The organism is Nocardia sp. Tas62D01, from assembly GCF_055232035.1.
In genome coordinates, this window is record NZ_JBUYUZ010000001.1 from 6,301,627 (window position 1) to 6,314,791 (window position 13,165).

Sequence of the window (13,165 nt, forward strand, 5' to 3'; positions counted from 1 at the left end):
CTTGGAGGGTGCAAGTCAGGCAAACGGCGGGCCCGCTGATCGATTCACGCCGCTACGATGCGGTTGTCTTCGACATGGATGGCGTGGTCACCGACAGCGCCGCCATCCATGCGGACGCGTGGGGGGAGCTGTTCGACACCTTCCTCACCGCCCAGGCTCCGACTGTGGGGGCGGACCTGTCCCCGTTCTCCCGGTCCGACTACCAGCGGTTTGTCGATGGTAAGCCGCGCTACGACGGAGTCGCCGACTTTCTGGCCTCTCGTGGGATCGCGCTGTCTCGGGGAATGCCGACGGATCCGGTGGACGCGGCGACCGTGTGCGGTCTGGGCAACCGCAAAGACCAGCTGTTCCTGCGGCGGATCTCCCGCGACGGAGTACCCGCTTTCGCCTCGACCGTAGCTCTGGTCCGCCGACTACGCGCGGCAGGCATCCGCACCGCGGTCTTCTCCGCCAGCCGCAACTGCGCCCAGGTGCTCACCGCGGCCGGTATCGAGGACCTGTTTCCGGTTCGCGTCGACGGTCTGCTCGCCGAGAGCTTCGCTCTCCCAGGAAAACCCGACCCCGCGACGTTGCTGGAGGCCACACGCCGACTCGACTGTGCTCCTGAACGCACAGTGGTCGTCGAGGACGCGGAAGCCGGTGTAACCGCCGGTCGTCGTGGTGGCTTCGGGCTCGTCATCGGCGTCGACCGAGTCGGCCACGCCGACCGCTTGCGGGCCTGCGGGGCGGATGCCATCGTCACCGACGTGGCGCAGGTCGCGGTATGCGCCGGTTTCAGGAGGATGTCCGAGATCCCCGACGCCTTCACGCACTGGCTGCGAATCGACGATCTGCTCGACGTCGGCAAGAGCGCGGTGCTGCTGGACTTCGACGGAACCCTCGCCGACATCGTCGCCGACCCGGCTACCGCAGCCCTCGTCGACGGCATGGAGGCGACTCTCACGAAACTGGTCCGACAGTGCCCCGTCGCAATCATCAGCGGCCGCGATCTCGACGATCTGCGAAGCCGCGTAAACCTTCCGGGAATCTGGTATGCAGGTGGCCACGGCTTCGAACTTCTCGCGCCCGACGGGAGCCGGCACGTTCACGACTGCGGTTTGTCGGCCGAGCCCGCTATCACCCGTGCCGCCCGGGAACTGGGCCACCGCTTGCGCGACACCCCCGGAGTCCTGGTGGAACACAAGCGATTCGCCGTCGCCGTGCACCATCGCAACGTCGCAGGACAGCAGATCGCGGCGGTGATCGCCGCCGCCCACGAGGTCGGCCGAGACGCCGGCCTGCGCGTCTGCAACGGACGCAAGGTCACCGAGCTGCGCCCCGACCTCGACTGGGACAAAGGCCGTGCCGTGGACTGGATACTGGACCGCCTCGGCATCCCGGCACTACCGATCTACGTCGGCGACGACCTCACCGACGAGGATGCGTTCGACGCGATCGCCGGCGACGGCATCCCGATTGTGGTGCGCGACACCGAAAGCCGTGATCGCCCTACCGGCGCGCACTATGCGGTCGACAGCCCTGCGCGGGTCGGAGATCTGCTGCGCCGGCTCGCCGAGTTCCTGTCTTGCGAGGTCACCTCCACCGCCTCCGAATCCTGGACGCTGAACTTCGACGGCTACGACCCCCCAACGGAAAAGTTGCGTGAAGCACTGTGCACCGTCGGCAACGGCTACCTCGCGACCCGCGGTGCCGCGCCCGAATGCCGAGCGGGGACAGTGCATTACCCGGGGACGTATGTCGCCGGCGTCTACAACCGGCTGCGTGACGAGATCGCCGGACATACCGTCGACAACGAGAGCCTGGTCAACCTGCCGAACTGGCTGCCGGTGACATGGCGCATCGATGACGGCGACTGGTTCGACATCGACGCCACCAATCTGCAGTTCTACCGCCAGCAGCTCGACCTGCGACGCGCTGTGCTCACCCGGGAATTCCGATGTCGTGACAACGCCGGCCGCGTCACCGCGGTCGTGCAACGGCGCTTCGCGGCCATGCACGCCCCCCACATCTGCGCGTTGCAGACCACCATCACCGCCGAGAACTGGCACGGTCGGATAACGCTCCGCTCCGCTGTCGGCACCGCCGTGGGTAACACGCTCGTGGAGCGCTACCGCGACCTGTCCAGCGACCACCTCGCACCGGTCGCTCTCACGCGACCATCTCCGCGCACGGTACTGGCCGTTGTCGAGACCAGCCAGTCCCACATCGAGATCGCCGCAGCCGCTCGGAGCGCTCTGTGCATGGACGGCGAAATCGTGTCCGCGACAACGCATAACGTCGACAGTGCCGGACTGGTCGGACACGATTTCGGTATCGATCTGGATCTCGGGCAGACGGTTACCCTCGAGAAGGTCGTCACGATCTGTACTGGCCGCGATCATGCGGTATCGGCACCTGGCGAACAGGCCCTGCGGACACTTGACGACCTCGGTGGTTTCGACGAACTGCTGGCCGGCCACACTGCTGCCTGGGAACACCTCTGGGCGCGCATGCGTATCGACCTCGACGGCAGCGCCGCTGCCGCGCGCACCGTCCGGCTACACCTGTTACACCTGGTGCAGACCTTGTCTCCGCACACCATCGACCTCGACGTCGGCGTTCCAGCACGCGGCTTGCACGGCGAGGCCTATCGCGGCCACGTGTTCTGGGACGAACTGTTCGTGCTGCCGGTGCTGAACATTCACTTCCCGGCTCTGACCCGGTCACTGCTGCGCTACCGCTACCGTCGGCTGCCGGAGGCCCGGCGTAGTGCCCGCGCGCTCGGGCGCCTGGGTGCGCTGTTCCCGTGGCAGTCCGGCAGCGATGGCCGCGAGGAAAGTCAGCAGTTGCACCTGAATCCGCGCTCCGGGCGCTGGAATCCGGACCCGAGTAGCCGCGCCCACCACGCCGGTGTCGCGGTCGCCTTCAATGTCTGGCAGTACTACCAGGTGACCGGTGATACTTACTTTCTCGCCGAATCCGGTGCCGAACTACTGGTGGAGATCGCGCGATGCTGCGCAAGCAGCGCCACCTACGATCGCGGCGACGACCGATACCACATTCGCGGCGTGATCGGCCCCGACGAGTTCCACTCCGGATATCCGCATGCACCCGACGACGGAGTCGACGACAACGCCTACACCAATGTCATGTCAGCATGGGTGATTCGCCGGGCCCACGATGCGTTGCAGCAACTGGCGCCGCGTGTCCGGGCCGAACTGCTGGAGTCGCTACAGATCCCGCCGTCGGAGCCGGCGCACTGGGCCGAGGTCGCCGACCGGATGTTCGTGCCTTTCCACGACGGTGTGATCAGCCAATTCGCCGGTTATGACGAACTGGCCGAGCTCGATTGGGACGTCTATCGACGCCGTTACGGCGATATCGGACGTCTGGACCGCATCCTCGACGCCGAGGGGGACGACGTCAACCGCTACCGCGTCGCCAAGCAAGCCGACGTGGTTATGCTGTTCTACCTGCTGTCCGCGGACGAACTGCGAGAACTGCTGGGACGGATGGGATATGAGCTGCCGGGCGAGATGATCCCCCGCACCGTCGACTATTACCGGGCTCGCACCTCGCACGGCTCGACACTCAGCGCTGTCGTGCATTCATGGGTACTGGCGCGCGCCAACCGCGACCGTGCCATGGATTTCTTCGCTACCGTGCTGGAATCCGATATCGCAGACATCCAGGGCGGCACGACGGCCGAAGGCATCCACTTGGCTGCCATGGCAGGCAGCGTCGACCTGTTGCAGCGCTGCTTCACCGGCCTCGAGATTCGCGGCGGTCGATTGATCCTCAACCCACAGTGGCCGCAGAGCCTGGGAACACTGAGTTTCCCGATCGTCTACCGCGGTCACCGGCTCACTGTCCATATCGACGCAGACATCGTAGAAGTCGCCTCCGACCCGGACCACGCGCAGGCGGTCGAGATCGAGTGCCGCAATGAACGTTATCGACTCGAGCCAGGCGGCACGGTGCGGTTGCCCGCGCGCCCGAGTCCCGCTGCTCTCTCTCCTGACCCGGACTATCTCGACACTGGTCGGTCGACGGCTGCTCTCGGCCACAGGAGATTTTCGATCGAATCGTAGGTTGGGCGCCGCCACGGGTGGGCTGCGCTGAGCTGCCCAGCAGCAGGCTCAGGGGGATGCGATTCCGTATCCGGGTTGGAGCGCAAGAACGGTGGACGCCGACGGGCGGGGCCGATGAGGCGTGGATGGACGGGATGCAGAGTTCGCAACCAAGCCAAAGCTGGTGGTCGCCTTGCCTTACGGGCGCTGGGTGCGAAGACGCCGTTCGTGTGCGGCTCCGCCCCCGGGTCGCGGCGGCGATACGGCGGAGTTCCTCATGCGAGCCGGAGACACGCTGTACTTGATCGATTCGCCCGAACGTGCTGAGCCGGCGGGATGGTTTGTGGCCGGCAACTCGATCGAGTGCGCCGGATACCAACGTGGTGGCTTCGGCTACACGATCGATTCGTCGGCCCGCTGCTGCAGCCATTCCGTCAGCGGCATCGTCGGCGGTCGCGTCGAGGGTGCCGGGTCGGCCGCGATCTCGACGTCGTCGATGCCGTTGACGGTGAGCACGAGCTCCGAGACGGTGCGCTGCTCGTCCGTGTCGGCGAAGCGGCCCCGAATGATTGCCCGGCCCTCGGCCACCTCGACCGACCATTGCCGTCTGCTGCCGGCGTAGTTGTCGAGCAGGGCGCGGACGTCGGCCGCCGCAGCTGCCGTGTCGCGGACGAGGGCGCGCAGAAGGTCGCGGCGAGCGACGATGCCGACGAGCACGCCCGCCTCGACCACCGGCATGGACCGCAGGTTTCCGGTAATCATCCGGGAGGCGATGGTGGAGACGGCCGTACCGGGCGCGACCACCTCGGCCGGGACCGTCATCGCTGTCTCTACGTTCGCGGTCTGGCGGGCGACGCGGGCGGCCAGCGCATCGGCTTCGGACAGTATGCCGATCACGTGGTCCTTTTCGTCGACGACCGGTAGTGCACCGAATCCGCCTTCGGTCAGCAGCGAAATAGCCTCCGGTAGCGGCGTGTCGGGTCGGACCGTGACAACCGGTCGGCTGAAAATGTCGCGGGCATACACGGGATTCACCTCCAGGAAAGAGCCAGGTGCCGAGTGGTCGGCGAACCTGATGGGTGAGCCGAGTGGCGATGCCGGTCAACCAAGCACGGATGTGCTCGGGATCGCGGTAGTCGTCGGCGGAATTCGTGGCCATTGCGGAAGTCGGGAAGCTGCGCACGTCCGGTTCGAACCGGTCGGCCTTGGGAACCGCATTGGCTTCGGCAATCCTCTCGGTATCGGGCTGATCGAGCGAGGGGTCGAGCGGACCGATACCGAACAGCCGGACCGGCCGCTCGCACCGCAGTTGTCGGGTGAAGGGGCGAAGCCGCAGGTGTGGCGGTGCCAGCGGACGGCGTTGAGTGCGCCACCGAGGATCGCCGCGCCCAATCCGCTCAGTGACGTTGTGTGTCATAACCAGCCTCCTTTCTGCCATCTCACTCCACGGTTCCCGTCGCAGATAGTGGCGAAAGCCCCTTGGGGATCATCCGTTGGGCAACGGTGGTGTGCGGCGGTGGGATCATTCGGCGGTCCGACAGGGCGCAGTGACCGCACCGTTGCCATCCCGCCGGAGGTCGCCACAGCGGTCGAGGGCCGTCCGGTCTGATCACTCGGGGGACACCGTCACATCGGTGTGGATGGCGATGCTTCGGCCGGCACGTCGGCACGGGCTTCCGGTGCGCGCTCGCCGCCGAGGCGGAGCACGGTGGCGAAACCCGTGCCGAGACATTCGGTCAGGGTCGCGAGGTCCGGGATCGCGGCGGTGTCCGCGTTGATCGCGACGTCTTCCAAACCGTCCACGCGACGACTAGGCGTCGGCGCACTTCAGATCGGGGAACTCGACGCTGAACGCGGACGAATCCCGCGGCGACCAACAGGTATCGCATCCCACGCTGAGCAGCCTGCGCTCGATCTCGCGGGCCCGGGGGCCGACATGCTGGGCGGTATCCATACCGGTAAGTCTGCTGGGTCCCGGCCGACGGCGACCGATCACGAAGACCCTTTTACCGAGGCCCTTCGTCCTCTGCCTCGTCCCGGCAAGCGAGTCGAGGCCCTAGGGCAAGGGCGCAGACCAGCGCAGTACGGTGCCTTCGGCTGGATTGTTCTCGATGCTGAAGCTGCCGCCTGCCTGCTCGGCTCGCGCCGCCAGATTGGCCAAGCCACTACACCGCGCGATGTCGTCGGGAACCCCGATACCGTTATCGGTCACCTCGATGGTGACGTCGTCACGCACCTTCAGTTCGATCGACACCGTGGTGGCGGACGCGTGTCGTACCACGTTGCTCACCGCCTCCCGCAGCACCGCTTCGACATCATCGGACAGTGGTGGCGCCAGCACCGCCACCGGTCCGGCCAGCCGTACGGTTGTGCGCAATCCGCTGTCGGCGGTCATGTCGACCACGATGCCGTGCAGGTGTTTTCGGTACTTGGAGGAATCTGCCGTGGTGTTGCTTTGCAGATCGAAGATCGAATCGCGAATATCCTGCACGATCGCCTGCACATCGTCGATGGTCTCGGTGAGCCGGGACCTTACTTCCGGTGCTCTCGCGCGCTGCATCGTGCCCTGCAGTGACAGGCCCACCGCGAACAGTCGCTGGATGACGTGATCGTGTAGACCGCGGGCGATGCGGTCACGGTCGGACAGCACGTCGAGTTCCCGCATCCGCCGCTGTGTATCGGCCAGTTGCAGCGCCAGCGCCGCCTGGCCGGCGATGGCCGCCATCATCGACTGCGCCGCGGTATCCAGGGGCGGCGTGTCGGCGGGCCGCAGGGTGGTGAGCACGCCGATGACGGCCTTCCCTGCCCGCAACGGCAGGATCAGCGCCGGACCGAACTCGGCAGCGGAGTCGAAGGGCGGATTGTGGGACAGCTCGTCGACCGCGACAGCGCGCCCGGAGCGAAACGCCTCACCGGAATGGGATTCGTCCACGGGTATTCGTTGGCCGGTGAGCGTCTCGGCACCGGTCCCCGCGGCCACAACCACCACCAACTCGGTCACCTCGTCGTGCGGGACGTCTGGGTCCTCGGGCAGGGCGAGGAACGTGCATGCCGACTCGGTGAGCGTCAAAGCCCGTTCGGCAACCAGATGTAGTACCTCGTTCGGTTCCCCGCTTGCGAGCAGCTCGGTGGCCACGTCTCGGGTTGCTTCCAGCCATTGCTGCCGCTGCCGGGACTGCTGGTAGAGCCGCGCGTTCTCGATGGCGATACCCGCGGCCGCCGCCAATGCCTGCACCACGACCTCGTCGTCTTCGGTGAACTCCTGGCCGCCTGCCTTCTCGGTCAGGTAGAGGTTGCCGAACACTTCGTCACGGACCTTGACCGGAACGCCGAGGAAGGTGTGCATCGGCGGGTGGTGGTCGGGGAAGCCGACTGAGGAGGTGTGGTCGGAGAGGTTGGCCAGTCGAATGGGTTTCGGTTGTTCGATCAGCAGGCCGAGTACGCCGTGGCCGCGGGGCAGGTCGCCGATCATGACGCGGGTCCGGTCGTCGATGCCTTCATAAACGAACTCGGCGAGCTGGTTGCTTGTCTTGTCGGTTTCGCGGACGCCGAGTGCACCGTACTCGGCGTCGACCAGTTCGATGGCGGCGTGCACGATGGTGCGGAGAGTGTTGTCGAGGTCCAGCCCGGCGGTGATCACCAGCATGGCCTCGATGAGCCGGTCCATCCGGTCACGCACATCGACGATCTGCGCGATGCGGTCCTGGACTTCGATGAGCAGCTCACGCAGTCTCAACTGAGACAGCGTTTCGGTCACCGGTGTTTGACCGCTCGAGCCTGCCACGGACGACTGGCTTGCCATGTCGACATTCTCTCACGATCAGACCGTTATCCCAGGCCGAGGCGGTAACTACGCGGGGTCGACTGGAGGTTTGTCTCACTCCTGCGTCTCTGGTGAGTTGAGCTTGGAGGCCATCACGGCGGCCTGTGTGCGCCGCTCGACTCCGAGCTTGGTCAACAGTCGCGAGACATAGTTTTTCACCGTCTTCTCGGCCAGGAACATTCGGGCGGCGATCTGCCGGTTGGTCAGCCCTTCACCGAGCAGCGCTAGCAATTTTCGTTCCTGCTCGGTCAAAGTGGCCAGCGGCCCGGTCTTGGTGTCGGCTTCGGCGCGGAGTTTGGCCATCAGGGCGGCGGCGGCACGGTTGTCGAGCAGGGATTTGCCGGTGCCGACGTCGCGGATCGCGTCGATCAGCTCGAGGCTTTTGATGTCCTTGATGACGTAGCCGCTGGCCCCGGCGAGGATGGCGTTGAGCATGGCCTGCTCGTCGGTGAACGAGGTGAGGATCAGGCAGCGCAGGTCGGGGTTCGCTGAGAGCAGTTCGCGGCACAACTCGATGCCGTTGCCGTCGGGTAGTCGCACGTCCAAGACCACGACGTCGGGCGCCAGCGCGGGGATCCGGGCGAGGGCGTGGGAGACACTGCCCGCTTCGCCCACGACGTGGAGGTCGGGTTCGAGGCCGATGAGGTCGCCGACACCGCGCCGCACGATTTCGTGGTCGTCGACCAAGAATACCTTGATCATGGGTGCACCTCACTCATGGAATTACCTCAGCCTACGGAGCGATCGGGCTGGGCGCGCCGGAGTTGGACCCTGCTTGGGTGACGAGTGTCCCTTGACGCGTCTGGCTCGGCCCGCCGCGAGGGTTGGTGTGTCCATTCTCCGGTGATCGCCAGGCTCGGTAGGCCTCGGCCACGGTGTCGTCGAGGGGCCGACTGGTGTCGAGGAGGATCGCGTCGAGCCAGGGCGATTCCGATGCGGACATGGCGTCGGCGATGTCGGGTGACGCGTCGGACTCGCAGGCCAAGCGCTGCCGGATCCGGCGGTCCGCCAGCGTTCGGGGACAGACGCATTGCAGTTGCACCAGGTCGGCGCCTGCGTCGGCGGCGAGTACGGCGGCACGGCGCCGTTCGGTCGCGTCGGTCCAGCTCGCGTCGAGAATCACCGACATCCCGGACTCGAGCAGCGAACCGGCCCTGGCAAGCATCTCTGCGTAGACGCGGGCCTTGCCCGTTGGCGAGTACCTTCCGACGCCATAGCTGCCGATCTGACCGGTCACCTCTCCGGTAGCGGCCATTTCCTTGCGTATGTGGTCGCTGGAGAGCACGACTGCACCGTTGGCCGCCGAAAGGTGCGCGGCGACAGTCGATTTCCCGGTTCCCGGCAGGCCGCCGACCAGTGTGAGGAGCACCGAGGCCCGTTCCAGATGGTGTTCTGCGATCTCCAGGTGCCGGTGTGCGTGCTCTCGTGCCGCTGTCTCGCCTTGTCCGAAGCGGATGACGTCGACCTTTGCGCGGACGAGGGCGCGGTAGGCGACGTAGTGGTCGCGCAGCGACGCGGGCGCCGGGTCTGCGGTGGCCTGCAGGTAGTCGTCCAGCAGGCGATCGCCCAGATCGTGGTGGCCGAGGAATTCGAGATCCATCGCTAGAAATGCGATGTCGTCGAGGCAGTCGACGTAGCGCAGCTGGTCGTCGAAGTCCAGGCAATCCAGCACCCGGAAGCCGTCGGCGAGATCGAAGATGTCTTCGGCGAGCAGGTCACCGTGGCCGTCGACGATGCGGCGTTCCCTGATCCTCTTCGCCAACAACGGTTTCCGGCCGTCGATGTAGCGCATTGCCCTATCCTCGATCTGCGCGAGTTGCTGCGGGTCGACGAGGTCGGCCGGCTGTTCCCGGAGACTGGCCAGCAGTGCCTGCCACCGGCCGCGCAGCGCTTGCGGGGTCCCGGCCTGATCGATGCCGGGGCCGCGGCGGGCCGTGTGGTGAAACAGGGCCAGCACTTGGACCAGCGCCGACAGTTCCGACCCGCTCACTGTCGGGTCGGCCAGGACGTTGGACAGCCTGCGGTTCTCCGGCATCCGGCGCATGACGAGCACCGGTTCACTGGGGCCGCCGGTGGGGTCGCTCATGTGGTCGACGCCGAGGTACACATCCGGTGTCATGCGGCGATTGAGCTCGAGTTCGCGCGCGCAGGCTCGCTCGCGCAGTTGCGGTGTGCTGAAGTCGAGGAAGTCGGTGGTGATTGGCTTCTTCACCTTGTACGCGCGGTCCCCACACAGCATGACGATCCCGGTGTGGGTTTCCCGCAGCTGGGCGGGCGATCCGAATTCGGTCATGAGCACGTCCGTGTCGTCGTGGAGGGTCCGATCAGCGCCATACCGGCGATGGCGCCGCCGTCGATGACGAACTCCGACCCGGTCGAGAAGGTCGCCTCGGTCACGATGAATCCGACCATCGCGGCGACCTCCTCCGGCTCGCCGAAGCGTGGAAGTGGCTGCCCCGCTGCGATGCTCGCGTCGAGACCAGCTGTCATCGGCGTGTCGATCGGGCCGGGGAGCACCGAGCAGACCCGCACGCCTGCCGTGCCGAGCTCGATCGCAGCGGCCTTGGTCAGCCCGCGCAGACCCCACTTGCTGGCGACATATCCCGCGATCCCGGAGTAGCCGATCAGCCCTGCGGTCGAGGAGATGTTGACGATCACACCATTCCCGGCGGCGCGCAGCCGCGGCGCGGCCAGATGCATGCCGAGCCAGGCGCCGAACAGGTTGACGTCGACGACGTGCCGGAACATTGCGGGCGACTCGCGCTCGAGGCTGCCGAAGTCGCGAATGCCCGCATTATTGACCAGGACCTCCAAGGGCCCGAAGTTTTCTTCGGCGTCGCCGAGCACCAGCCGCCACTGGTCGCTGTCGGTGACATCGAGGCAGCGGAATACCGCATTCTCGAGTGCCGAGGCGGTGGCTTCGCCTTCGTGCTCGAGGATGTCGGCCACGACAACGCCGAGCCCGGACTTGACGAGCGCGCGTGCGATGGCCGCACCGATGCCGTGGGCGCCGCCGGTGACGATGGCGCTTCGGCCATGGAGATCGGACATGGTGACGAAATCCTTTCGTTGTGATGGGTACCTTCAGACTTCCGCACCGGCACGGTGCGAAGTGATGGCCGAAGGTCCTTGATCCCCGGGGCTTCCGGTTCGTTCTCTGCGCTGGGCTGTGTCGCGCGAATCGCCGCTGTATTCGGTCGCTGGATGTGCCGACATGGGCTGTCGGCCGCTAGTGGTGGCCATGAGTTGATACGTGTGGCGTTGATACGTGCGAAGGTTCATGCCGTGAGCTCGGCTGGCACCCAGCGTCGGGGAAAGCGCCTGGGTCCTGGATCAGGTCCGGGCGGCGATGGATGGGCCCGGGGTGAGATGACCATGGATGAGCCCGGGCCGATCAGGTTCGGAGAGTCCCGGGTTTCACCCGGGACTCTAATCCGATCCGGACGAGCGCTTTACGACGGCGTCGAGAGCGCTGGCCAAGCCTGCGCGTGCTTCCTGTGCGATCGAATGCAACGCGGGTCGCCCTGTCTGCCGCATCAGTAGATCCGGATCCACGGCCTCGACGATGGTGGCGTCGCCGTCCGCGCGCACCGCTACATTGCAGGGGAGCAGCAGCCCGACCTGTCGGTCGATCTCCAGCGCCTGGTGCGCGAGATGCGGGTTGCAGGCACCGAGGATTACGTAGTCTTCCATCGCCACGCCGAGCTTCGCTCGCATTGTCGCGCGCATGTCGATCTCGGTCAGGACGCCGAAACCCTGCTCGGCCAGCGCCTGCCGAACCAAGGAGACGGTGACGGCGAACGGCGCGGGCACCCGCGCAACGAGTTGGGCGGCAGCGACGGGGATACGAATCTCAGTGACCAGATCATGTGCCTGTACCGCTTCGTTCGGCGCGACCAGATACACCTCGGTCGGCGGGCCCACCGGCTGAAATGTGGAGCAGCGGAGCCAGTCGTCCAGCGCCCGGTACGCCTCACCGATTCGGTGGTAGTCGCCGTGATGGGTGGTGTGTGCGAACAGTTCGGGCTCGGTCCGGCGCACCGTGATCTCGGCAGCGCTGCCGAGCGGCTCGGGGTCGACCGGCAGACCGAAGTCGACCTCGGTCGAGGTCCCCGGACCGAACGTGCCGCGGTAGGTCGTCGACGGCGGCCCGCACGGTGCGAGTCCGATCCGGGCGGCCAGTTCGTAGAGGGCCTGCATGCCGGCGCCGATATCGTCGCCGGCATGGTCGGCGCGCACGTAGCGCCGCAATTCGAGCACGGTGTGCGGGGTCGATTCGACGACCGTGACCGGGTATCGCATGTCGTTCAGACCCGGTGTGATTTGCGTTCGATTTCGGCGCGGGCCAGTCGCTCGGCCCAGGCTCGGGCGCGCTCGAGTTCGCCCTCGGTGACGGGTCCGAGGATGCCGTCGACCAGGAAGTCCGCTGGATCGGTGGGGAGCTGATATCCCAAGCGGCGCAGGCGCTTCCCTGCGCCACGGGCGGCCGATCCCGGCATCCAGGATGGGTGGGCAGCGCGGGTGCCGAATGCCGCGGCCCTGGCACTCGGCGCCGGTGTGCTCGCCCCAGCGAGCCATTCCCGGATACCCACCTCGGTCGCCACCGGTGCCTCGGTCCGCACGGCGGCGTCGCGTCGCGTTCGCGGTCTGCTGAGTCCCAATGCGTGGGTCGGGCCGCCGACCACGAGCAGGTCGACCGCCCGCTCGGACAGCTCCGCGGCACAGGCCACGTTCACAGATTCCACCTCGAAGTGTTCGCCGAGCCCCTCCGCGATGGCTTCGGCGACGGCGGCGGTGTTGCCGAACATTGATTCGTAGACAATTCGTGCACGCATAGCGGTCTCTCTCTGCGGGATATCGGTTATAGCTTCCGGTGGGGTGTGTTCCGGCGACGGAGTGCTATGCCCAAGACGAGCACGGCGAGTCCGAGCAGCGCGCATATCGGCTGCAGCCAGCTGAACGTGCGGATCACCGGCAGTTGCACGGCGATCCAGCCGACGAGCAACAGGCGGCGATAGCCACGGTCGGCGTCCGGTCGTCGTCGTGCACGGCAAGCACCGCCGTCGCCGTCATCGGCGCCGCGACGATCAGTGCGAGCATTAGACCGGCGAAAATTGGACTGTGGAGCGGGAGTCGGCCCTCGATCGTGCTGCCGAACTCGATCCCGCCGGTAACAAGGCCGAATGCCCCGGCGAGGGCCCACGTCGCCGCCACGCCCGACACCAGCCACAGCACGGCCTGTCGTGCGCCGATTCCCTGCATATGTGTTGTGAGCACCATGACTCGACTGTCC

General features: G+C 66.5%; 11 protein-coding genes. 1 reads left to right on the forward strand and 10 read right to left on the reverse strand.

The genetic code is table 11. The features are described from left to right. The first annotated feature begins 8 nt into the window (after nucleotides 1-8). Nucleotides 9-4,070 (forward strand): trehalose-phosphatase, encoded by a 4,062-nt coding sequence (gene otsB, locus ACV7NQ_RS30040; RefSeq protein ID WP_463362663.1) that lies wholly within the window; start codon nucleotides 9-11, stop codon nucleotides 4,068-4,070. Between the two features lie 372 nt (nucleotides 4,071-4,442). Here otsB and ACV7NQ_RS30045 read toward each other — a convergent pair whose 3' ends face one another. The 10 genes from ACV7NQ_RS30045 to ACV7NQ_RS30090 all read right to left on the reverse strand — a co-directional run bounded on the left by ACV7NQ_RS30045 (nucleotide 4,443) and on the right by ACV7NQ_RS30090 (nucleotide 13,152). After that, entirely contained in the window at nucleotides 4,443-5,075 is a 633-nt protein-coding gene (locus tag ACV7NQ_RS30045; RefSeq protein WP_463362664.1) for a CBS domain-containing protein, read from the reverse strand. Nucleotides 5,076-5,675: 600 nt separating this feature from the next. After that, nucleotides 5,676-5,852: a hypothetical protein gene (locus ACV7NQ_RS30050; RefSeq protein ID WP_463362665.1), complete on the reverse strand. Its 177-nt coding sequence runs from the start codon at nucleotides 5,850-5,852 to the stop codon at nucleotides 5,676-5,678. A 7-nt stretch (nucleotides 5,853-5,859) separates the two neighbouring features. After that, nucleotides 5,860-6,003, reverse strand: coding sequence for a hypothetical protein (locus ACV7NQ_RS30055; protein WP_463362666.1), 144 nt, complete (start codon nucleotides 6,001-6,003; stop codon nucleotides 5,860-5,862). Nucleotides 6,004-6,105: 102 nt separating this feature from the next. Next, nucleotides 6,106-7,851, reverse strand: a complete 1,746-nt coding sequence (locus ACV7NQ_RS30060) for a GAF domain-containing sensor histidine kinase (protein ID WP_463362667.1) — start codon at nucleotides 7,849-7,851, stop codon at nucleotides 6,106-6,108. A 75-nt stretch (nucleotides 7,852-7,926) separates the two neighbouring features. Then, nucleotides 7,927-8,574: a response regulator gene (locus ACV7NQ_RS30065; protein ID WP_463362668.1), complete on the reverse strand. Its 648-nt coding sequence runs from the start codon at nucleotides 8,572-8,574 to the stop codon at nucleotides 7,927-7,929. 31 nt (nucleotides 8,575-8,605) lie between these two features. Next, nucleotides 8,606-10,165: a bifunctional aminoglycoside phosphotransferase/ATP-binding protein gene (locus ACV7NQ_RS30070; protein WP_463362669.1), complete on the reverse strand. Its 1,560-nt coding sequence runs from the start codon at nucleotides 10,163-10,165 to the stop codon at nucleotides 8,606-8,608. After that, the gene (locus tag ACV7NQ_RS30075; RefSeq protein ID WP_463362670.1) at nucleotides 10,162-10,923 is read right to left on the reverse strand and encodes an SDR family NAD(P)-dependent oxidoreductase; all 762 of its coding nucleotides are present in this window, start codon (nucleotides 10,921-10,923) and stop codon (nucleotides 10,162-10,164) included. The genes ACV7NQ_RS30070 and ACV7NQ_RS30075 overlap by 4 nt, the downstream gene beginning before the upstream one ends. 378 nt (nucleotides 10,924-11,301) lie before the next feature. Next, on the reverse strand, nucleotides 11,302-12,174 hold the full coding sequence (locus tag ACV7NQ_RS30080) for a DUF302 domain-containing protein (protein WP_463362671.1): 873 nt from the start codon (nucleotides 12,172-12,174) through the stop codon (nucleotides 11,302-11,304). A gap of 5 nt (nucleotides 12,175-12,179) precedes the next feature. Further along, nucleotides 12,180-12,707 (reverse strand): flavodoxin family protein, encoded by a 528-nt coding sequence (locus tag ACV7NQ_RS30085; protein ID WP_463362672.1) that lies wholly within the window; start codon nucleotides 12,705-12,707, stop codon nucleotides 12,180-12,182. A gap of 133 nt (nucleotides 12,708-12,840) precedes the next feature. Further along, nucleotides 12,841-13,152, reverse strand: coding sequence for a hypothetical protein (locus ACV7NQ_RS30090; protein ID WP_463362673.1), 312 nt, complete (start codon nucleotides 13,150-13,152; stop codon nucleotides 12,841-12,843). Nucleotides 13,153-13,165: the final 13 nt, after the last annotated feature.